Origin of the sequence: Streptomyces sp. NPDC046866, from assembly GCF_040704625.1 — a bacterium.
Lineage (GTDB): Bacteria > Actinomycetota > Actinomycetes > Streptomycetales > Streptomycetaceae > Streptomyces.
Genome location: NZ_JBEYXN010000003.1, coordinates 369,347 through 390,416 on the forward strand (window position 1 = coordinate 369,347; position 21,070 = coordinate 390,416).

The following is a 21,070-nucleotide window of genomic DNA, read 5'->3' on the forward strand; positions in this document are numbered from 1 at the left end:
GGCGGGGCGGGGGAACGGCTCCGCGCAGCGGCACGGGGCCTCGGCCGGGGAGGCCGGCGTCGAGGGGGCGGCGGCGGTGGTGAAGGACAGCGGACAGGACAAGGGGCGGACGGATGAGCGGGACGGGGGACGTCATGGGGAACGGCGGGGAGCGGCTGCGCCGCTGGCGGATGGTGCTCGGCGGCGAGGCGGACGGCACCGGGTGCGCACTCGGCGGCCGGGACGCGGCCATGGACGCCGCACTCGGGGCGCTGTACGGCCCGGGCGGCGGCGCCCCGGGGGCGGCCCGGGGGGACCGGAGGGCCGGCGGGCTGGGCGGGTCCGCGCCCCGCGTCGCCCGCTGGCTCGGGGACATCCGTACGTACTTCCCCGCCCCCGTGGTCCAGGTCATGCAGCGCGACGCCATCGAGCGGCTCGGCCTGGACTCCCTGCTGCTGGAGCCGGAGATGCTGGAGGCCGTCGAGCCGGACGTGCACCTCGTCGGCACCCTGCTCTCCCTGAACAAGGCCCTGCCCGAGACCACCCGCGAGACGGCCCGGGCCGTCGTCCGCAAGGTCGTCGACCAGCTGGAGCAGCGGCTCGCCTCCCGCACCCGCGCCACCCTCACCGGTGCCCTCGACCGCTCCGCGCGCACCGCCCGGCCCCGCCACGCCGACATCGACTGGAACCGGACCATCCGGGCGAACTTGAAGCACTACCTGCCCGAGCACCGCACCGTCGTACCCGAACGGCTGATCGGGTACGGCCGGGCGGCGCAGTCGGTGAAGAAGGAGGTGGTCCTCTGCATCGACCAGTCGGGTTCGATGGCGGCCTCGGTGGTCTACGCCTCGGTCTTCGGGGCGGTGCTGGCCTCGATGCGCTCGGTCGCGACGCGCCTGGTCGTCTTCGACACCGCCGTCGCCGACCTGACGGATCGGCTCCAGGATCCGGTGGACGTCCTCTTCGGAACCCGGCTCGGCGGCGGCACCGACATCAACCGCGCCCTGGCCTACTGCCAGTCGAGGATCACCCGCCCTGCCGATACCGTCGTCGTCCTGATCAGTGATCTCCACGAGGGCGGCATACGCGGCGAGATGCTGCGCCGGGTCGCCGCGATGAAGGCGGCGGGGAGCGAGTTCGTGGCCCTGCTCGCCCTGTCCGACGAGGGCGCTCCCGCCTACGACCGGGAGCACGCCGCGGCCCTCGCCGCACTGGGCGTCCCGGCCTTTGCCTGCACCCCCGACCTGTTCCCGGAGGTGATGGCCGTGGCGCTGGAGAAGCGGCCCCTGCCGGTGCCCTGAGCGGGTCGCGCGAGCCTGCGCGGGCCGCCTGCGTACATCGGCGGATCGCACGAATTTCCCGTTCCGCCCTGAGCGGATCTGTGACAGGTATCACCGCTCAGGTGTGATCTGCGATTTAGGGACCCACGTGTCCCGGGGATAACCTGCGGGACGGACATGCCGCGCCGCGGTCACCGTGTGCGCCTCCCTAGTGACAGCGCCGTCACGTTGCCCTCCGCGGCACGCCCACGCAGACAACCGCGAATCACTGCGAATCTTTGAAGACAAGGGACGGACGCGCGTGGACCTGTTCGAGTACCAGGCGAGGGACCTCTTCGCCAAGCACGGTGTACCGGTGCTGGCCGGTGAAGTCATCGACACGCCTGAGGCGGCTCGCGAGGCCACCGAGCGGCTGGGCGGCAAGTCGGTCGTCAAGGCGCAGGTGAAGGTCGGTGGCCGCGGCAAGGCCGGCGGCGTCAAGCTGGCCGCGACCCCGGACGAGGCCGTCGCCCGCGCGACGGACATCCTGGGCATGGACATCAAGGGCCACACGGTCCACAAGGTGATGATCGCCGAGACCGCTCCGGAGATCGTCGAGGAGTACTACGTCTCCTACCTGCTGGACCGCACCAACCGCACCTTCCTCGCCATGGCCTCGGTCGCCGGCGGCATGGACATCGAGGAGGTCGCCGCGACGACCCCCGAGAAGCTGGCCAAGGTCCCGGTGAACGCCAACGAGGGCGTCTCCATCGAGAAGGCCCGCGAGATCGTCGCCCTGGCGCAGTTCCCGGCCGACGTCGCCGAGAAGGTCGCCGAGGTCCTCGTGACCCTGTGGAAGACCTTCGTCGCCGAGGACGCGCTCCTCGTCGAGGTCAACCCGCTGGCGAAGGTCGCCTCCGGCGACGTCATCGCCCTCGACGGCAAGGTCTCCCTGGACGAGAACGCCGAGTTCCGCCAGCCGTCCCACGAGGAGCTCGTGGACAAGGCCGCCGCCAACCCGCTGGAGGCCGCGGCCAAGGAGAAGGGCCTCAACTACGTCAAGCTCGACGGTGAGGTCGGCATCATCGGCAACGGCGCGGGTCTCGTCATGAGCACCCTGGACGTCGTCGCGTACGCCGGTGAGAACCACGGCGGCGTCAAGCCCGCCAACTTCCTCGACATCGGCGGTGGCGCCTCCGCCGCCGTCATGGCCAACGGTCTCGAGATCATCCTCGGCGACCCGGACGTCAAGTCCGTCTTCGTCAACGTCTTCGGCGGCATCACCGCCTGCGACGAGGTCGCCAACGGCATCGTCCAGGCCCTGCAGCTGCTCAAGGACAAGGGCGAAGAGGTCACCAAGCCGCTCGTCGTCCGCCTCGACGGCAACAACGCCGAGCTGGGTCGCAAGATCCTCTCGGACGCCAACCACCCGCTGGTGCAGCGCGTGGACACCATGGACGGCGCGGCCGACAAGGCCGCCGAGCTCGCTGCGGCTGCGAAGTAAAGGGACGAGGTCACAGACTCACATGGCTATCTTCCTCAACAAGGACAGCAAGGTCATCGTCCAGGGCATGACCGGTGCCACGGGCATGAAGCACACCAAGCTGATGCTGGCCGACGGCACGAACATCGTCGGTGGCGTGAACCCGCGCAAGGCCGGCACGTCCGTCGACTTCGACGGCACCGAGGTCCCGGTCTTCGGCTCGGTCGCCGAGGCGATGGAGAAGACGGGCGCCAACGTCTCCGTCCTCTTCGTCCCGCCGGCCTTCGCCAAGGCCGCCGTCGTCGAGGCCATCGACGCCGAGATCCCGCTGGCCGTCGTCATCACCGAGGGCATCGCGGTGCACGACTCCGCCGCCTTCTGGGCGTACGCGACCGCCAAGGGCAACAAGACCCGCATCATCGGCCCGAACTGCCCGGGTCTGATCACCCCCGGCCAGTCCAACGCCGGCATCATCCCGGGCGACATCACCAAGCCCGGCAAGATCGGTCTGGTGTCGAAGTCCGGCACGCTGACCTACCAGATGATGTACGAGCTGCGCGACATCGGCTTCACCTCCGCCGTCGGCATCGGTGGCGACCCGGTCATCGGCACCACGCACATCGACGCCCTGGAGGCCTTCGAGGCCGACCCGGAGACCGAGCTGATCGTCATGATCGGTGAGATCGGCGGCGACGCCGAGGAGCGTGCGGCGGACTTCATCGCGAAGAACGTCACCAAGCCGGTCGTCGGCTACGTCGCGGGCTTCACCGCCCCCGAGGGCAAGACCATGGGCCACGCCGGCGCCATCGTCTCCGGCTCCTCCGGCACCGCGCAGGCCAAGAAGGAGGCCCTCGAGGCCGCCGGCGTCAAGGTCGGCAAGACGCCGACCGAGACCGCGAAGCTGGCGCGCGAGATCCTGAACGCCGCGCAGTAGCAGCAGCTGCCGACGCAGCACCTGAGCACGGGCGTGGCCCGCACCCCTCCGCGGAGGGGCGCGGGCCACGCCCGTTTCCCGTGCCCCTACTCGGGCAGGGGGTGGAGGCGGGCCGGCCCGGCCGCCGGGCTGGTGCGCAGCTTGTCGTGCAGCAGCCGGCTCTGCTCGGTGAGCCGCGGGGGGCCGCTGAGCGGGGGGACCCCGGAGACGCTGGTGCCGGGTGCGACGGGGGCCTCGTACCGGGTGGGGGCGGTGTACAGGGTGTACCCGGTGGCCACGGCGATCACCGTGGTCACGCCGACGACCGTACGGGTCCAGCGGCGCGTACGGCGCTCGGCCGCGGCCCGCAGGGCGGCCGCCGGGCGCGGTACGAGCGCCACGGGCGGCCGGAGCGCGCCGAGCCGCTCGGCCAGCAGGTCCGCCTGCCGCTCGGGCGGTGCGGCGGCCAGCTCGGGGACCAGCTCGCCGAGGTCGGCGTGGGCGGTCAGCAGGCGGCCGCCGGCGGTGGGGGTGCTGGCCTCCGTCTCGGCGGCGGTGTCGGGGAGGTCGAGGCCGACGCCGTGGTAGAGCAGGACGGTGCGGCGGTGGATCGGCGGGAGCGCCAGCATCGCCTCCAGCAGGATCCGGTCGGCGGGGTCGGCCGGGCCGGGACCGGGCCGGCGGTGGGCGCGGCGGAGCCGGCGCCAGGGGGAGAGGGCGTACTCGTACGCGGCCGAGCGGACCCAGCCGGCCGGGTCGGGGTCGCCGGCCACCTCCGGCCAGCGCGCCCAGGCGTGCTGGAACGCCCGCTCGACCGCCGCGAGGGCGAGCCCGGGCACGCCGGTGAGCACGTACACCTCCCGCACGAGCTCACCGGCCACCGCCCGGTAGACCCGCTCGAACGCGCCCCGGGCCCCGGCCGGCAGAGCCGCTGGGTCAACCGGAGCCCCGGACGGCCGAGCCGCTCGCCCGCTCCGGACCCCGAACGGCCGAGCCGCTCCCGCACCTCCGCCCTCGGACCGCAGATCCGCTTGCGCAGCCGGGGCCTCGGAGTACTGGTCCGCTTGCGCGGCCCCGGCCGCGGTGGGCTGGGCCGCTCGCGCACCCTCGGCCTCGTAGTGGGGGGCCGCTTGGGCAGCCGCGGCTCCGAACGGCCGAGCCGTTCGCGCACCTTCGGCCTCGCGGCCCTGGGCCGCCGGGGGCCCGGAGCGCGGGTCTGCTTGCGCGGCCCGGGCTCGGGTCGGCTGGGCCGTTCGCGCGCCTTCGGCTTCGGAGCGTGGGGCCGCTTGCGGAGCCTGGGCTTCGGAGTGTGGGGCCGCTTGGGCAGTCGGGGCCTCGGAGTGCGGGGCCGCTTGCGGAGCCTGGGCTCCGGTCGGGTGGGCCGCTTGCGCTGCGCCGGAGCCGGCTCGGCGGGCCTCGGCGCCGGCCGCGCCGTCCCGGTCGGCCGCGATGCCCGCACCCCCAGTGCTTCCCGGCTCCGAACCGCCACCGGCCGCCGACGGGACCGCGGCCCCCGTGGGCGCGTCGGCCGTCGCGGCGGTCCAGGCGGCTGCCGGGCCCGGGGCGGGTGCGCCGTGCGGGGGCCGGGCCGGCCGGCCCCTGGAGGGCCGCCGCGCATCCGGTCGGGGGGCACGGCGTGCAGGGGCGTCCGGGGGCACGGGTGCCACGCCCGGGGGCGCGTCCGCGGCGGGGGCGTGCGCCGGGCGCACCGCGGACTCGGTGCTGTGGTCGTCGCGCCGCACCCCGGCCGCCGGGGCCGACGGGTGGGTGCCCGTCAGGAGGCGGGCGTACTGGTCGCGCGTGCGACCCCGCGGCTCGAGGCGGCCCGCCTCCCACGCCCGGAGCGTGGCGGCCGTGACGCCCACGGCCAGCGCCACCTCCTCGCACGTCAGGCCCACCGCCTCGCGCAGTCGGCGCCGCTCCGTGGGCGAGGGGAGCCGCGGCTCCTCGACGCTCTCCGTCATGACGTACTCCCCTGCGCGAAAAAATACATAAACGTATATTGAGCGACACAACGGACATTCTTCTGTTACCCGCCCATAGCGCGTGTCGTTGGCACCATGGCGGGGTGACCCAAGTGACCGAACACGGGACCCCGTTGCAGCCGGCGCCGGCCGCGCCCGCGCCCCCGCCCCCGTCCCCGCCGACCGGGCATCCGACGGCCGGGCATCCGACGGCCGGCTCCCCGCGCCCCGCCGGCCCGCGCCGCCGCCGCCGCTCGCCCGCGGCCGCCGCCTGCGTGCTCGGCGGGGCCGTGGCCGCCGGACTGGGCCTCGGCTTCCTCGCCGTGCTCGTCATCGTGCTGTGGATCAGCTCCCCCTACCCCGACAGCGGCCCCGGCGGGGCCCTGCACCTGGCCGCCGGGCTCTGGCTGCTCGCACACGGCGCCGAACTGGTCCGGTACGACACCCTCTCCGGGGTGCCGGCCCCCGTCGGGATGACCCCGCTGCTGCTCATCGCCCTGCCCGCGCTGCTGATGCGGCGCGCCGCCCGCCTGGGCAGCGTTCCCGGGGACGGCAGCGACGCGGAGGAGGTGCTGCCGGCCAGTGCCGTCTTCTCCGCCGTGCTGTGCGGCTACCTCGGCGTCGGCACCTTCGCCACGGTGTACGCGGCCGCCGGGCCGATGCCCGCCGACCCGATCAGCGCCGGCTGGCACGTCCCGCTGGTCGCCGTGCTGGCCGCGGCCGGCGGGGTGTGGGCGGCCAAGGGGCGCCCCCTCGGCCCGCCGCCGCTGCCGCGCCGGTGGCCGGCCGGCGTGCGCCGGGCCCTTGCGCGCCCCCGCTACGCGCTCGCGCTGCGGTCGGGCGCCGCCGGGGCCCTGGTGCTGCTGGGCGGCGGCGCGCTGATCCTCGGCGCCTCGCTCGTCTGGCACGCCGCCGAGGTCAAGGGGTCCTTCCTGGCCCTGACCGACGTGTGGTCGGGCCGGTTCGCGGTCCTGCTGCTGGCGCTGGCGCTGCTGCCGAACGCCGTGGTGTGGGCGGCGGCGTACGCCCTCGGGCCCGGCTTCGCCCTCGGCAGCGGTGCCGCCGCGACACCGCTCGGCTTCACCGGCTCGCCCGCGCTGCCGAGGTTCCCGCTGCTGGAGGCGCTGCCGCCGCAGGGGTCGGGGACGCTGGTGACCTGCGCGACGGCCCTGGTGCCGCTGGCGGCCGGAGCGGCCGTCGGGTGGTTCGCGGTGCGGCGGGCGCGTGAGGTGTCGGGTGCGGAGACGGCCCTGACCGCCGCACTGGGGGCGGTGGTCTGCGCGGTGGTGCTGGCGGGGCTCGCGGCGGCCTCCGCCGGGCCGCTGGGCTCGGGGGAGCTGGCGGAGTTCGGGCCGGTGTGGTGGGCGACCGGGGCGGCGGCGCTGGCCTGGACGCTGCCCGGCGGGGTGGTGGTGGCGGTGTCCGTGCACGTGTGGCGGACGCATCCGGCGCGAGGGGCGGAGCCCGCGGATGACGACGGCTGGCACGACAGGGGTATGCGCGAGATGCGCTGGGAGGCCCTCCGCAAGACCGCGGGCACCCTGATCCCGCCCTTCCCGCAGCCCGGGACCACCCCGCCGGCGCTCTCTGCGGCCCCGACGCCCCGGCCTCCCGACGCCCAGGCCGCCCCGGCGCCCCCGCCTGCCGGGGCCGGGGCCGGGGCCGAAGCAGACCAGGCGCCCCCGCCCGCCGGGGCCGAGGCGGCCCCGGCGGATCCGTCCGGCGCGGCCCCGGCGGCACCCGCCGCCCAGGGCTCCGCGGTTCCGGCGGGCGCGGCCGAGCGGGCCCTGGGGACCGCGGCCGTGCGGCCGCGCCGCCTCGCTCTGATGACGACGCTCGACCCGTCCGCCCTGGCCCGCCTGCCGCTGCCGCAGACGCACGCTCCCGCCCCGCCCGAGGGGCGGACCTCGTACGGGACGGAGTCCCCGCAGCCGCGAGTGGTGCCGGTGGCGGGCGCACGTGTCCTGGCGCGGCGCAGGCCGCCGGCCTGACCGCGGGCCGGTGCCCGACCCGAGCGAACGCCGGCGGGGCCGGACGAATCCGGCCCCGCCGGCGTTCGGGCGTCCGGAGCGGGTGCTACTGGCGGACCTTCAGGTACGCGCCCAGGAGGTTGTCCGGGAGGAGGTCGTTGCAGGCCAGCTGGCCCGCACGGGTCAGGGCGTCGTCGCGGCACACGTAGAAGTCCTTGTAGGCCAGCTGCACGCCGTACGAGCCCAGGGCGAGGGCGATCGCCATCGCGGCCGTCACCAGCCCGCTGACCGCCGCCGCCCGCTGCGGCCGCGCGGCCGGGCCCAGGGCGGCCAGGCCGCCGCGGGCCGCCGGGTCGGCGGGGGCGCCGTCCCCGGTCGCCGCGGGCCGGCCGCGCAGCCCGCTGATGCCCCAGTACACCGCGAGCGCCCCCAGCAGCAGCCCCACCGACGGGATCCCGAAGATCCCGAAGAAGAAGCCCCACATGCCGGCGAGCAGGGCGTACCGGGCGCGCCGCTGGATCGGGTCCGTGGGGTCCCACCGCACCGGCCCGCCGGACCCCGAGTCGGGGCCCTGGGCCCCTTGGCCGCCCTGGCCGCGGCCGTCACCGCCGCCGCGCGGCTGCCACGGCTGGTCGGGCCGGCCCTCCGGCGGAGCCGCGAAGGGGTTGTCGTCGGTGGAGGAGTCGGGCTGACGGCGGTCCGGCATCGAGTGCGTTACTTCCCCTGTGTCGTGGACGTCGTGCGCGCCCGGCCCGTGTCCGGGGCGCCGGCGTCGAAGTGCGTCGCGGGCTGGGTGCGTTGTAGGGCCGCGCGGTGCCCTTCACCGCGCCGTTCGCGCCTTGTACGCCAGACGCTACCCCTCGGCCGTCCCCCCGTCCCTCGGGGGCTGTCCGGTGTGCCGGTATCGTTGCAGGCGGTCGGCGGCTTCGTAGGGTCCCCCGTATGGAGGGGCGTCGAAGTTTTGTATGACCGTACAAGCAGAGATGAACGAGTTCCCTGGTTCCCGTGAGAAAGGGCCTCCCATGGCCGCCTCCCGCCTGGTCGTGCTGGTCTCCGGGTCCGGCACCAACCTCCAGGCCCTCCTCGACGCCATCGACGCCCACCCGGGCGGAGCCGAGGGCTTCGGGGCCGAAGTCGTCGCCGTGGGGGCCGACCGCGAGAACATCGCGGGCCTCGAGCGCGCCGAGAAGGCCGGGATCCCCACCTTCGTGTGTCCGGTGAAGGCCTACGGCAGCCGCGAGGAGTGGGACGCCGCGCTCACGGAGGCGACCGCCGCCCACGCACCGGACCTCGTCGTCTCCGCCGGGTTCATGAAGATCGTGGGCAAGGCCTTCATCGACCGCTTCGGCGGCCGCTTCATCAACACCCATCCCGCCCTCCTCCCCGCCTTTCCCGGCGCCCACGGCGTCCGCGACGCCCTCGCGTACGGCGCGAAGGTCACCGGGTGCACGGTCCACTTCGTGGACGCCGGCGTGGACACCGGCCCGATCATCGCCCAGGGTGTGGTCGAGGTCAGGGACGAGGACGACGAAGCCGCTCTGCACGAGCGCATCAAGGAAGTCGAGCGCCAGCTGCTCGTCGACGTCGTGGGGCGCCTGGCCCGGCACGGCTACCGCATTGAGGGACGAAAGGTAACAATCCAGTGACCGCCGTAGAGAGCAGCACCACCTCGTCGAAGCGACCGATCCGGCGCGCGCTCGTCAGTGTCTACGACAAGACGGGACTGGAGGAGCTGGCCCGCGGCCTGCACGAGGCGGGCGTCGCGCTCGTCTCCACGGGTTCCACCGCCTCCCGGATCGCCGGGGCCGGCGTGCCCGTCACCAAGGTCGAGGAGCTGACCGGCTTCCCCGAGTGCCTGGACGGCCGGGTCAAGACCCTGCACCCCCGGGTCCACGCGGGCATCCTGGCCGACCTGCGCCTGGAGGACCACCGCAACCAGCTCGCCGAGCTCGGCGTCGAGCCGTTCGACCTGGTGATCGTCAACCTGTACCCGTTCCGGGAGACCGTCGCCTCGGGCGCCACCCCCGACGAGTGCGTGGAGCAGATCGACATCGGCGGCCCGTCCATGGTCCGCGCCGCCGCCAAGAACCACCCGTCGGTCGCCGTCGTCACCAGCCCCGCCCGGTACGCCGACGTCCTCGCCGCGGCCCGGGGCGGCGGCTTCGACCTCGCCGCCCGCAAGCGCCTGGCGGCCGAGGCCTTCCAGCACACCGCCGCCTACGACGTCGCCGTGGCCTCCTGGTTCACGAACGCGTACGCGCCGGAGGAGGACGGAGCGGCCCTGCCCGAGTTCCTGGCCGGCGCCTGGGACCGCAAGGCCGTCCTGCGCTACGGCGAGAACCCGCACCAGGCCGCCGCCCTCTACACCGACGGACAGCCCGGCGGGCTCGCCAACGCCGAGCAGCTGCACGGCAAGGAGATGTCCTTCAACAACTACGTGGACACCGAGGCCGCCCGCCGCGCCGCGTACGACCACGACGAGCCCTGCGTCGCGATCATCAAGCACGCCAACCCGTGCGGCATCGCGGTCGGCGCGGACATCGCCGAGGCGCACCGCAAGGCCCACGCCTGCGACCCGCTGTCGGCGTTCGGCGGCGTCATCGCCGTCAACCGCCCGGTGACCGTCGAGCTCGCCGAGCAGGTCGCGGAGATCTTCACCGAGGTCATCGCCGCCCCCGCCTACGAGGAGGGCGCGGTCGAGGTCCTGGCGAAGAAGAAGAACATCCGCGTCCTGCGCGTCGAGGGCAGCCCCCGCCAGCCGGGCGACCTCAAGCCCATCTCGGGCGGCGCCGTCCTGCAGCAGAGCGACGTCTTCCAGGCCGAGGGCGACGACCCGAAGAACTGGACGCTGGCCACCGGCGAGGCGCTCTCCGCCGAGGAGCTCGCCGAGCTCGCCTTCGCGTGGAGGGCCTGCCGGGCCGTGAAGTCCAACGCGATCCTGCTGGCCAAGGACGGCGCCTCGGTCGGCGTCGGCATGGGCCAGGTCAACCGCGTCGACTCCGCCAAGCTCGCCGTCGAGCGGGCCGGCGCCGAGCGCGCGCAGGGTTCGTACGCCGCGTCCGACGCGTTCTTCCCGTTCCCGGACGGGCTGGAGATCCTGACCGCGGCCGGCGTCAAGGCCGTGGTGCAGCCGGGCGGTTCGGTCCGCGACGAGCAGGTGGTCGAGGCAGCGCGGAAGGCCGGCGTGACCATGTACTTCACGGGCACCCGCCACTTCTTCCACTGACACCCTTCGCGCGGGTCTGCCGCGCACACGGCGAAGGCCGCGTCCCGCATCGCTGCGGGGCGCGGCCTTCGCCGTACGCCGTCGAGACGGCCGTGTTCCTAGTACAGGGGGCGGCGGAAGTACGCGCCGGCCGCGGAGTTGGCCAGGCCGATGAGGACCCAGAGCGAGAGCCCGAACTGGACCAGGGCCATGAGCAGCGAGAACACGATGGCGCCCGCCGCGTCGTTGCTGCTGAGCGCCGCGAGGTTCACGATGACGCTGATGCCCGAGAAAAGGGTCATCAGGGAGCCGTAGATGATGCCGGAGACGCGGACGCCGCCGCGGCCCTTGCCCAACTTGGCCGCGGTCAGGATCGGCCACAGGGACAGCGCCAGGGCGAAGATGCCGGCGACGACCAGCACCCCGCCGGCGAGGGCGCCCGCGTCGCTCGCCGAGGAGCTGGAGGAGCCGGAGAGCGCCGAGGCGAACACCGCCCCGCCGAGGAGAACCGCGATCCCGCCCAGGGCCTGGAGGCCGCCGACGATGAACAGGATGACGCGGGCGGCCTTCACGCCGCCCGGCATCGGCAGCTGCGCGCCCGGGTAGCCGGCCGGCCCCGCGGGGTACGCCGAGTAGCCCTGGGGAGCCGGCTGCTGCGGGTAGGCGTAGCCGCCCTGCTGCGGGTAGCCGTATCCCGGCTGGCCCTGCGGGGGCTGCTGCCCGTACGGGTTGTTCGGGTCACCGAAACTCATGGTGGGGTGTTCCTCCGTGGAAGTGCGGGGACGCACGGCACGCACGGAGGTGGTACTGCGATGTTCTGCGGTCCGCCCCCCGGCACTGCCCGCGGCACTCTTTGTCCGGTCATCGTCGGCCGATCGGGGCGGACTTGTCCAGCGGCATTGCGACCGGGCGGTCACTTGTTGTGCAAGTGCAATGAATGTTCCAAGGCTGTGGCAAAGGGCGGACCGCGCCGCCCCGCGGCGCGCCGCCGGACGCGCCGACGGGCCCGGGCGGACACGAGTGGAACCGGGGGCGCCCCATCCGGGAGGATGGGCCCATGACCGCCCAGATTCTCGATGGCAAGGCCACCGCCGCCGCGATCAAGTCCGAACTGGCCGCCCGCGTGGCGGCCCTCAAGGCCCGGGGCGTCACCCCCGGACTCGGCACCCTGCTGGTCGGCGACGACCCGGGCAGCCGCTGGTACGTCAACGGAAAGCACAAGGACTGCGCCGAGGTCGGCATCGAGTCCATCCGGCGCGAACTGCCCGCCACGGCCACCCAGGAGGAGATCGAGGCGGTCGTCCGGGAGCTGAACGAGGACCCGGCCTGCACCGGGTACATCGTGCAACTCCCGCTGCCCAAGGGCATCGACACCAACCGGGTCCTGGAGCTGATGGACCCGCTGAAGGACGCCGACGGCCTGCACCCCATGTCGCTGGGCCGGCTGGTGCTGAACGAGCCGGGCCCGCTGCCCTGCACCCCGTACGGCATCGTCGCGCTGCTGCGCCGCCACGGCGTGGAGATCAACGGCGCGCACGTCGTCCTGCTGGGCCGCGGCATCACCGTCGGCCGTTCGATGGGGCTGCTGCTGACCCGCAGGTCCGAGAACGCCACCGTGACCATGTGCCACACCGGCACCCGCGACCTGCCCGGGCTGCTGCGCCAGGCCGACATCATCGTCGCGGCGGCGGGCGTGCCGCACCTGGTCAAGCCGGAGGACGTCAAGCCGGGCGCGGCCGTGCTCGACGTGGGCGTCAGCCGTGACGAGGCGGGCAAGATCGTCGGAGACGTGCACCCCGGCGTCGCCGAGGTCGCCGGGTGGATCTCCCCGAACCCGGGCGGCGTCGGGCCCATGACGCGCGCGCAGCTGCTCGTCAATGTCGTCGAGGCGGCGGAACGGACGATCTCCAGTGCAGGCTGAGCACGACGCCGACCGCGCCGCCGACCGGGGTGCGGGCGGCAGGGCCGAGCCGCCGCAGGCCGCCCCCGCGCCCGCCCGCGCCGCCGGGGCCGCACCGGCCGCACCGGGCGCCGCGCCGGCCGCCCCCAAGTCGCGCCGCTTCCCCGCAGTCACCCAGGACACCGCCCGCCCCGAGGGCGCCGGCCGGGCCGCCCCCGGCGACGCGCTCGCGGCCCGTCAGTGGCCGATGCTCAGCGTGCTCGCCGCGACGGCGGCCGGGCTGCTGTGCACGGCGCTGGGCCACCCGAAGATCGGCTGCCTGGTCATCGGCGTCGCCCTGATCGCGGCCGCGGTGCTGCGGCGCGTCCTGCCCGACGTGGGCATGCTCGCCGTGCGCTCCCGGTTCACGGACATGGTCACGTACGGGCTGCTCGGCGTGGCCATCACCCTGCTGGCGCTGGTGGTGGAGCCCAGGCCGTGGCTGGAGCTCCCGTTCCTGGAGAACGCGGCCCGCTTCACCGTCAGATAGCCCCGGATCCACCCGTCCGGGCGAGCCCGGCGCGTCGATTGCGGGGGCGCACCCGGGCTCCCGCCTTCGAACTCCCGGTCCGTGTGCCGCGCACCACACGGACCGGGGGGTTGGGCCGCTTGGGAGTCGGATAGCCTGACGCCGGATGTCTCTTCACGTCAAGATTCGCAGGGAAGCGGCGTCCGCCAGCACATGGGGCAGGGACGCCCCACCGCCAGCTGTCTAACGGAGAAGGCCATGACCCGCACTCCTGTGAATGTCACCGTGACCGGCGCCGCCGGCCAGATCGGCTACGCGCTGCTGTTCCGCATCGCCTCCGGTCACCTGCTCGGCGCGGACGTGCCGGTCAAGCTGCGCCTCCTGGAGATCCCCCAGGGCCTGAAGGCCGCCGAGGGCACCGCCATGGAGCTCGACGACTGCGCCTTCCCGCTCCTGAAGGGCATCGACATCTTCGACGACCCGAACAAGGGCTTCGAGGGTGCCAACGTCGCGCTGCTCGTGGGCGCCCGCCCGCGCACCAAGGGCATGGAGCGCGGTGACCTGCTCTCCGCCAACGGCGGCATCTTCAAGCCGCAGGGCAAGGCCATCAACGACCACGCGGCGGACGACATCAAGGTCCTCGTCGTCGGCAACCCGGCGAACACCAACGCGCTCATCGCGCAGGCCGCCGCCCCGGACGTCCCGGCCGAGCGCTTCACCGCGATGACCCGCCTGGACCACAACCGCGCGATCTCGCAGCTGGCCCGGAAGACCGGCGCCGACGTCACCGACATCAAGCGCCTGACCATCTGGGGCAACCACTCGGCGACCCAGTACCCGGACATCTTCCACGCGGAGATCGCCGGCAAGAACGCCGCCGAGGTCGTCAGCGACCAGGCGTGGCTGGCCGACCAGTTCATCCCGACCGTCGCCAAGCGCGGCGCCGCGATCATCGAGGCCCGTGGCGCGTCCTCGGCCGCCTCCGCCGCCAACGCCGCCATCGACCACGTCCACACCTGGGTCAACGGCACCGCCGCGGGCGACTGGACCTCCATGGGCATCCCGTCGGACGGCTCCTACGGCGTCCCGGAGGGCCTGATCTCCTCCTTCCCCGTCACCTGCAAGGACGGCAAGTACGAGATCGTCCAGGGCCTGGACATCAACGAGTTCTCCCGCACCCGGATCGACGCGTCCGTGGCGGAGCTCATCGAGGAGCGCGACGCGGTCCGCGAGCTCGGCCTCATCTGATCCGCGCGGTCCCCGCGACCGGTTCGACCACGGGCAGGGCCCCGGCGCAGCAGCGCCGGGGCCCTGCCCGTTTCCCGTGCGGGCGGGTGCCGCGGGATCAGTGGTTGTACATGCCCGGCGTGTAGTGGCCCGGCACCATGCGGGTGGTGACGGCCAGGCGGTTCCAGACGTTGATCGTCGCGATCACCGCGATCAGCTGGGCGAGCTCCTTCTCCTCGAACTGCCGCGCGGCCCGCTCGTAGACCTCGTCGGGGACGAAACCGTTCGTCAGGACGGTCACGGCCTCGGTGAGCTCGATCGCGGCGATCTCCCGCTCGGTGTAGAAGTGCCGCGACTCCTTCCACGCGCTGAGCTGGACGATCCGCTGCACGCTCTCGCCCGCCGCGAGGGCGTCCTTGGTGTGCATGTCGAGGCAGAACGCGCAGTGGTTGAGCTGCGAGGCGCGGATCTTGACCAGCTCCACCAGGAGCGGGTCGAGCCCCTTCTTCGACGCGATCTCCAGGGCGACGACGGCCTTGTAGATCTCGGGGACCTGGCCGGCCATGTTCAGGCGGGGGGTGTGCTCGGCGCAGTGGGCGGCGGGGGCTCGGGGCGTGGTCTGCTGCATCGTCATGATCATGAGCTTACGGAGCATGCGGCCCGCCGATATGGTCCAGTTCCATGACGGATTCCCGGGCCACTTTGGGCGCCGACCTGCACCTGGACCTGTCCGCGGGCCGCGGCCTGCGGGCCGGGCTCACCGAGTCCCTGCGCGAGGCGGCGCGCAGCGGCCGCCTGGCCGCCGGGACGCGGCTGCCGTCCTCGCGCTCGCTCGCCGCCGACCTCGGCATCGCGCGCAACACGGTCGCGGAGGCGTACGCCGAGCTCGTCGCCGAGGGCTGGCTGACGGCCCGCCAGGGCTCGGGGACGCGGGTCGCGGAGCGGGCCCGGCCCCGCCGGGGCACCGCCGCCGCGGCCCGGGCCCGGCCGGGCGCGCGCCGCCCGCCCGCGTACAGCCTGCTGGCCGGCACCCCGGACCTCGGCGCCTTCCCGCGCGCCGCCTGGCTCTCGGCGGCCCGCCGGGCGCTGGTCGACGCCCCGAACGAGGCCTTCGGCTACGCGGCCGACGCGCGCGGGCGGATCGAGCTGCGCGAAGCCCTCGCCGGGTACCTGGCGCGGGCCCGCGGGGTGTACGCCGACCCCGACCGCATCGTGCTGTGCGCGGGCTTCGTGCACGCGCTGACGCTGCTGGCCGGGGTGCTGCGGGCGCGCCGGGTCCGGGAGGTGGCCGTGGAGGGGTACAGCCTCGACGTGCACCGCGAGCTGCTGGGGCGGGCCGGGCTGCGGACGGTGCCGCTGGGCGTGGACGGGGCGGGGGCGCGCACCGCCGAGCTGGCCGGCGGGGAGGCGGGGGCCGTGCTGCTGACGCCCGCGCACCAGTTCCCGACCGGCGTCGCGCTCACTCCCGACCGGCGGGCGGCGGCCGTCGACTGGGCCCGGACCACGGGCGGCCTGATCCTGGAGGACGACTACGACGGGGAGTTCCGCTACGACCGCCAGCCGGTCGGTGCGCTGCAGGGGCTCGACCCCGACCGGGTGGTGTACCTCGGCACCGCGAGCAAGTCCCTTGCACCCGGGCTGCGGATGGGGTGGATGGTGGTTCCGGCGGGGCTGCTGGAGGAGGTGCTCGCCGCGAAGGGGCGCATCGACTGGGCCTCCAGCGCGCTGGACCAGCTGACGCTGGCGGAGTTCATCCGGTCCGGGGCGTACGACCGCCACGTGCGGGGGATGCGGTTGCGCTACCGCAGGCGGCGGGACGAGCTGCTGGCCGCCGTGGCGGGGCGGGTGGCCGTCTCCGGGATCGCGGCGGGGCTGCACGCCGTGCTGGACCTGCCCGCCGGGACGCAGGACGAGGTGCTGCGGGCTGCGGCCTGGCACGACCTCGGTCTGGAGACGTTGTCCCGGTACGTGCATCCGGATGCGGAGGTGGAGCCGCGGGAGGCGTTGGTCGTCGGGTACGGGACCCCTTCGACGAGCGCGTGGGCGCCGACCGTTGCCGCCCTGCTGGCGTCCTTGCCCTGACCGCTGCCGCTGCGCGGAGCTGCCCCCTCCCCGCCCCTTCCCGAAACCGGGCTTCGCCCGGACCTTTTTCGCCTCAAACGCCGGCGGGGCTGATTTATCAGCCCCGCCGGCGTTTGAGGCGCGGGGGCCGGGGCCGGATTCCGTCGGTGCCGGGGCTCGATCTAGTCTGTCGGCCATGGACAGCGACAGCAGCAAGAGCACCAGCGGCAGCACGGGCGGCCGGAACCGCATGCGCTCGGGCGCCGTCGTGCTCGGCGGCATGGGCCTGCTGGCCGCCGCCCTCGTGTCGTGCGGCAGCGAACCGGACAAGCGCTGCGCCGACCGCGTCACCCTGGAGAAGCTGAACACCAAGGAGTGCCGCAGCGGCGGCCGCGGCGCGTACTACTACGGCGGCAGCGTCAGGAACAACAAGCTCACCGGCGGCAGCTTCGACAAGTCGGCCGTCACCCGCGGCGGCATCGGCGGCCACTCCAGCTCCAGCGGAGGCTGACCCGTGCGGCGCCACACCATCGAGCCCCGCCCCGACTGGCAGCGCACGGTCGAGGAGCAGGGACTGATCTACCCCCTGACCCGCTACCCCGACGACTCCCTGCGCCCCTACTGGGACGAGAGCGCGTACTACTCCTTCACCCTCCCGGAGATCGAGGCGCTGGAGAACGTCGTCGAGGAGCTGCACGCCATGTGCCTGGCCGCGGCCGAGCACATCGTCGCGCACGACCGCTTCGCCGACCTCGGCATCACCGACCGGCGCCTCGCCGAGCGGATCGCGGAGTCCTGGCGCCGCCGCGCCGAACAGCCCTCCCTCTACGGCCGGTTCGACCTGCGCTACGACGGCACCGGCAGCCCCGCCAAGATGCTGGAGTACAACGCCGACACCCCCACCTCCCTGGTGGAGGCGGCCAGTCCGCAGTGGTTCTGGATGGAGGAGCGCTTCCCCGGCGCCGACCAGTGGAACTCCCTGCACGAGCGGCTCGTCGACGCCTGGCGCCGGCAGGCGGAGCTGCTGCCGCCCGGCCCCGTGCACTTCGCGCACTCCGAGACCGACGAGCTCGGCGAGGACCTGATGACGGTCGCCTACCTCCAGGAGACCGCCGAGCAGGCGGGCCTGGACACCGAGGCGCTGTCCGTCGAGAGGATCGGCTGGGACGGCCTGTCGGGCCGGTTCGTCGACGAGAAACTGCGGTTCATCCGCAGCTGCTTCAAGCTCTACCCGTGGGAGTGGCTGGCCACCGACGCCTTCGGCCCGCACGTGCTGGACACCTACGACCACGGCGGCGGCAGCGGCACCACCAGCTGGATCGAGCCGCTGTGGAAGATGCTGCTGTCCAACAAGGCGCTGCTGGCGATCCTGTGGGAGCTCTTCCCCGAGCACCCCAACCTGCTGCCCGCCTACCTCGACGGCCCGCGCGACCTGGCCGGCACCACCGGCTTCGCCGCCAAGCCGCTGCTGGGCCGCGAGGGCGCCGGGGTCAGCCTGCACCCGCCGGGCGGGGAGGAGCCGTTCACGCCGGAGGAGGGCGAGCGGTACGTGTACCAGGGCCTCGCCCCGCTGCCCGACTTCGACGGCAACCGGGTGGTGCTCGGCGCATGGGTCGTCGAGGAGGAGGCGGCGGGGCTCGGCATCCGGGAATCCGCGGGGCCGGTCACGGACGAGTACGCCCGCTTCCTGCCCCACGTGATCCTCTAGCCCGCCGCGCCTGCTACACCGACAGCACCGCGCGCAGCTGGTCGAGGCCCCAGTCCAGGTCCTCCTTGGAGATCACCAGCGGGGGAGCGATCCGGATCGTCGCCCCGTGGGTGTCCTTGACCAGCACGCCGCGCTCCATCAGCTTCTCCGAGACCTCGCGGCCGGTGCCGTGCCCGGGCTCGATGTCCACGCCCGCCCACAGCCCGCGCCCGCGCACCGCGGTCACGGCGCCGCCGCCGACCAGCAGGTTCAGCTCCCGGTGCAGGTGGTCGCCGAGTTCGGCGGCGCGCTGCTGGTACTCGCCGGTGCGCAGCATCGCGACGACCTCCAGGGCGACGGCGCAGGCCAGCGGGTTGCCGCCGAAGGTGGAGCCGTGCTCGCCCGGCTTGAAGATGCCGAGGACGTCCCGGTCGGCGACGACCGCGGAGACCGGCACCACGCCGCCGCCGAGCGCCTTGCCCAGGACGTACACGTCCGGGACGACGTCCTCGTGCTCGCAGGCGAAGGTCCGGCCCGTGCGGCCCAGCCCCGACTGGATCTCGTCGGCCATGAACAGCACGTTCCGCTCGCGCGTCAGCTCCCGCACCCCGCGCAGGTACCCGGCCGGCGGCACCAGCACCCCCGCCTCGCCCTGGATCGGCTCCAGCAGCACGGCCACCGTGTTCGGGGTGACGGCGTGGGCGAGGGCGGTGAGGTCCCCGTACGGGACGATCTCGAACCCCGGCGTGTACGGGCCGAAGTGGTCGCGGGCCTCGTGGTCGGTGGAGAAGCTCACGATGGTCGTCGTACGGCCGTGGAAGTTGTCGGACGCGACCACGATCTTGGCGTGGCCGTCCGGGACGCCCTTGACCTCGTAGCCCCACTTGCGGGCGGTCTTCACGGCGGTCTCCACCGCCTCCGCGCCGGTGTTCATCGGCAGCACCATCTCCTTGCCGCACAGCGCGGCCAGTTCGGTGCAGAAGTCGGCGAAGCGGTCGTGGTGGAAGGCGCGCGAGGTGAGGGTGACCCGCTCCAGCTGCGCCTTGGCCGCGTCCAGCAGACGGCGGTTGCCGTGGCCGAAGTTGAGCGCCGAATAGCCCGCGAGCATGTCGAGATAGCGGCGGCCCTCGACGTCGGTCATCCAGGCGCCCTCGGCCGTCGCCACGACGACCGGCAGCGGGTGGTAGTTGTGCGCGCTGTGCGCCTCGGCGGTGGCGATGGCATCGGCAGTTCTCGACACGGGGTCTCCGATCGTCGGTCGGGCGGACGGGCCGGGTGACAGGGTGGCGCCACCTTGTACACGGCTATACGTCGCTCGTATACCGGACGCGGAAACCTTTCCGGTGTCACGCCCGCTAAGGTTGGCCCTACGCACGGCGACTGGCGCACGGAGAACGGACTCCGGGGGAGTCGTGCGCGCACGACCGCACACAGGGCCGCTCGCCTGGGCCTGGCGGGGACGAGATCCGACATCGACCCCGACAGGAGCCGCCGTGAACGCTACGCCCCAGCCCCAGCCCCAGTTCCAGCCCCGCCACCCCGCCCTGGCCGCCGCCGATCCCGAGCTGGCGTCCTTCGTCGCCGCCGAGGAACTCCTCCAGGCGCAGACGCTCCGCCTGATCCCGAGCGAGAACTACGTCTCTGAAGCCGTCCTGGAGGCCTCCGGGACCGTCCTGCAGAACAAGTACAGCGAGGGCTACCCGGGCCGCCGCTACTACGAGGGCCAGCAGAACATCGACCGCATCGAGGCGCTGGCCGTCGAGCGGGCGAAGGGCCTCTTCGGCGTGGACCACGCGAACGTGCAGCCGTACTCCGGCTCGCCCGCGAACCTCGCCGTCTACCTCGCCTTCGCCAAGCCGGGCGACACGGTGATGGGCATGGCCCTGCCGATGGGCGGGCACCTGACGCACGGGTGGGGGGTCTCGGCGACGGGCTCCTGGTTCCGGGGCGTGCAGTACGGGGTGTCGGCCGACACCGGGCTGATCGACTACGACGCGGTGCGGGACCTGGCCCTGGCCGAGCGCCCGAAGATCATCTTCTGTGGCGGTACCGCCCTGCCGCGCACGATCGACTTCGAGGCGTTCGCCTCCATCGCGAAGGAGGCGGGCTCGGTCCTGGTCGCCGACGTCGCCCACATCGCGGGCCTGATCGCGGGCGGGGCCCACCCGTCGCCCGCCGGGCACGTCGACGTCATCGCCACCACCACGCACAAGACGCTGCGGGGGCCGCGGGGCGCGATGCTGATGTGCACCGAGGAGCACGCCAAGGCCATCGACAAGGCGGTCTTCCCCGGCCTGCAGGGCGGGCCGCACAACCAGACCACGGCCGGCATCGCCGTGGCCCTGCACGAGGCGGCGCAGCCGGCGTTCGTCACCTACGCGCACACGGTCGTCGCCAACGCGAAGGCGCTGGCCGCTGCGCTGCTGGAGCGCGGGTTCGACCTGGTGTCGGGGGGTACGGACAACCACCTGGTCCTGATCGACCTGACGGGCAAGGGCGTGCCGGGGAAGGTCGCGGCGAAGGCGCTGGACCGGGCCGGGATCGTCGTGAACTACAACACGGTGCCGTTCGATCCGCGCAAGCCGTTCGACCCGTCCGGCATCCGGATCGGTACGCCGTCGCTGACTTCGCGGGGGCTGACCCCGGCCCACATGCCGCAGGTCGCGGAGTGGATCGGGCGGGCCGTGGCCGCCGCCGCCTCCGGCGACGAGCCGGCCCTGGGGGCGATCCGCCAGGAGGTGGCCGACCTCCTCGCCGCCTACCCGGCCCCCGGCCTCCCCGTCTCCTGACCCCGGCCCGGCGGCCGGCAGCCGCTGCGCGGAGCCTGGACGTGCCGCGCAGCGGCACGATCCAGCCCCGCCGGCGTTTGAGGCGCGGGGTCTGGGGCGGAGCCCCGGGCGGGGGCCGCGGCCGC

At 74.0% G+C, this 21,070-nt stretch carries 18 protein-coding genes and 1 pseudogene; 13 read left to right on the plus strand and 6 right to left on the minus strand.

Features of this window, described 5'->3' with window-relative positions; genetic code table 11:
- Positions 1–113 precede the first annotated feature (113 nt).
- The 3 genes from AB0953_RS07695 to sucD all read left to right on the plus strand — a co-directional run bounded on the left by AB0953_RS07695 (position 114) and on the right by sucD (position 3,655).
- Entirely contained in the window at positions 114–1,280 is a 1,167-nt protein-coding gene (locus tag AB0953_RS07695; RefSeq protein ID WP_366858476.1) for a VWA domain-containing protein, read from the plus strand.
- 280 nt (positions 1,281–1,560) lie between these two features.
- On the plus strand, positions 1,561–2,742 hold the full coding sequence (gene sucC, locus AB0953_RS07700; protein WP_366858477.1) for an ADP-forming succinate--CoA ligase subunit beta: 1,182 nt from the start codon (positions 1,561–1,563) through the stop codon (positions 2,740–2,742).
- Between the two features lie 22 nt (positions 2,743–2,764).
- Positions 2,765–3,655: a succinate--CoA ligase subunit alpha gene (gene sucD / locus AB0953_RS07705; protein WP_054227728.1), complete on the plus strand. Its 891-nt coding sequence runs from the start codon at positions 2,765–2,767 to the stop codon at positions 3,653–3,655.
- 86 nt (positions 3,656–3,741) lie between these two features.
- Here the strand turns inward: sucD and AB0953_RS07710 are convergent, their stop codons facing one another.
- Both AB0953_RS07710 and AB0953_RS07715 read right to left on the minus strand, forming a co-directional pair.
- On the minus strand, positions 3,742–4,515 hold the full coding sequence (locus AB0953_RS07710; RefSeq protein ID WP_366858627.1) for an RNA polymerase subunit sigma-70: 774 nt from the start codon (positions 4,513–4,515) through the stop codon (positions 3,742–3,744).
- Between the two features lie 906 nt (positions 4,516–5,421).
- Positions 5,422–5,598, minus strand: a pseudogene (locus AB0953_RS07715) (helix-turn-helix domain-containing protein); the annotation flags it as partial.
- A gap of 104 nt (positions 5,599–5,702) precedes the next feature.
- Between AB0953_RS07715 and AB0953_RS07720 the strand changes: the two are divergent.
- Positions 5,703–7,589, plus strand: a complete 1,887-nt coding sequence (locus tag AB0953_RS07720) for a DUF6350 family protein (protein WP_366858478.1) — start codon at positions 5,703–5,705, stop codon at positions 7,587–7,589.
- A gap of 85 nt (positions 7,590–7,674) precedes the next feature.
- On the opposite strand, the gene AB0953_RS07725 is transcribed toward AB0953_RS07720, so the two are convergent.
- Positions 7,675–8,274 (minus strand): hypothetical protein, encoded by a 600-nt coding sequence (locus tag AB0953_RS07725; RefSeq protein WP_366858479.1) that lies wholly within the window; start codon positions 8,272–8,274, stop codon positions 7,675–7,677.
- Between the two features lie 316 nt (positions 8,275–8,590).
- Between AB0953_RS07725 and purN the strand changes: the two genes are divergently transcribed.
- Together purN and purH are read left to right on the plus strand one after the other, a co-directional pair.
- On the plus strand, positions 8,591–9,214 hold the full coding sequence (purN, locus tag AB0953_RS07730; RefSeq protein WP_362170797.1) for a phosphoribosylglycinamide formyltransferase: 624 nt from the start codon (positions 8,591–8,593) through the stop codon (positions 9,212–9,214).
- The gene (gene purH / locus AB0953_RS07735; protein ID WP_366858480.1) at positions 9,211–10,794 is read left to right on the plus strand and encodes a bifunctional phosphoribosylaminoimidazolecarboxamide formyltransferase/IMP cyclohydrolase; all 1,584 of its coding nucleotides are present in this window, start codon (positions 9,211–9,213) and stop codon (positions 10,792–10,794) included. Before purN ends, purH begins: the two co-directional genes overlap by 4 nt.
- A 98-nt stretch (positions 10,795–10,892) precedes the next feature.
- Here purH and AB0953_RS07740 read toward each other — a convergent pair whose 3' ends face one another.
- Positions 10,893–11,525, minus strand: coding sequence for a hypothetical protein (locus AB0953_RS07740; protein WP_366858481.1), 633 nt, complete (start codon positions 11,523–11,525; stop codon positions 10,893–10,895).
- A 305-nt stretch (positions 11,526–11,830) separates the two neighbouring features.
- Here AB0953_RS07740 and AB0953_RS07745 point away from each other — a divergent pair, with 305 nt between their 5' ends.
- The 3 genes from AB0953_RS07745 (at position 11,831) to AB0953_RS07755 (ending at position 14,429) form a co-directional block, all read left to right on the plus strand.
- Positions 11,831–12,694, plus strand: a complete 864-nt coding sequence (locus AB0953_RS07745) for a bifunctional methylenetetrahydrofolate dehydrogenase/methenyltetrahydrofolate cyclohydrolase (RefSeq protein ID WP_366858482.1) — start codon at positions 11,831–11,833, stop codon at positions 12,692–12,694.
- On the plus strand, positions 12,684–13,202 hold the full coding sequence (locus AB0953_RS07750; RefSeq protein ID WP_366858483.1) for a DUF3017 domain-containing protein: 519 nt from the start codon (positions 12,684–12,686) through the stop codon (positions 13,200–13,202). Before AB0953_RS07745 ends, AB0953_RS07750 begins: the two co-directional genes overlap by 11 nt.
- Positions 13,203–13,439: 237 nt before the next feature.
- Complete coding sequence (locus tag AB0953_RS07755) at positions 13,440–14,429, plus strand: malate dehydrogenase (protein WP_366858484.1); 990 nt, start codon at positions 13,440–13,442, stop codon at positions 14,427–14,429.
- A gap of 97 nt (positions 14,430–14,526) precedes the next feature.
- On the opposite strand, the gene AB0953_RS07760 is transcribed toward AB0953_RS07755, so the two are convergent.
- Positions 14,527–15,042 carry a carboxymuconolactone decarboxylase family protein gene (locus tag AB0953_RS07760; RefSeq protein ID WP_366858485.1) on the minus strand — a complete coding sequence of 172 codons (516 nt, stop codon included), beginning with the start codon at positions 15,040–15,042 and terminating at the stop codon, positions 14,527–14,529.
- A gap of 47 nt (positions 15,043–15,089) precedes the next feature.
- Between AB0953_RS07760 and AB0953_RS07765 the strand changes: the two genes are divergently transcribed.
- From AB0953_RS07765 to AB0953_RS07775, 3 genes are all read left to right on the plus strand, one after another.
- Positions 15,090–16,490: a PLP-dependent aminotransferase family protein gene (locus AB0953_RS07765; RefSeq protein WP_366858486.1), complete on the plus strand. Its 1,401-nt coding sequence runs from the start codon at positions 15,090–15,092 to the stop codon at positions 16,488–16,490.
- Positions 16,491–16,665: 175 nt separating this feature from the next.
- On the plus strand, positions 16,666–16,980 hold the full coding sequence (locus tag AB0953_RS07770; protein ID WP_366858487.1) for a hypothetical protein: 315 nt from the start codon (positions 16,666–16,668) through the stop codon (positions 16,978–16,980).
- Between the two features lie 3 nt (positions 16,981–16,983).
- The gene (locus AB0953_RS07775) at positions 16,984–18,177 is read left to right on the plus strand and encodes a glutathionylspermidine synthase family protein (RefSeq protein WP_366858488.1); all 1,194 of its coding nucleotides are present in this window, start codon (positions 16,984–16,986) and stop codon (positions 18,175–18,177) included.
- A gap of 13 nt (positions 18,178–18,190) precedes the next feature.
- Here the strand turns inward: AB0953_RS07775 and rocD are convergent, their stop codons facing one another.
- The gene (rocD, locus tag AB0953_RS07780) at positions 18,191–19,396 is read right to left on the minus strand and encodes an ornithine--oxo-acid transaminase (protein ID WP_366858489.1); all 1,206 of its coding nucleotides are present in this window, start codon (positions 19,394–19,396) and stop codon (positions 18,191–18,193) included.
- A gap of 253 nt (positions 19,397–19,649) precedes the next feature.
- Here rocD and glyA point away from each other — a divergent pair, with 253 nt between their 5' ends.
- Complete coding sequence (gene glyA, locus AB0953_RS07785; RefSeq protein WP_366858490.1) at positions 19,650–20,945, plus strand: serine hydroxymethyltransferase; 1,296 nt, start codon at positions 19,650–19,652, stop codon at positions 20,943–20,945.
- The last annotated feature ends 125 nt before the right edge of the window (positions 20,946–21,070 follow it).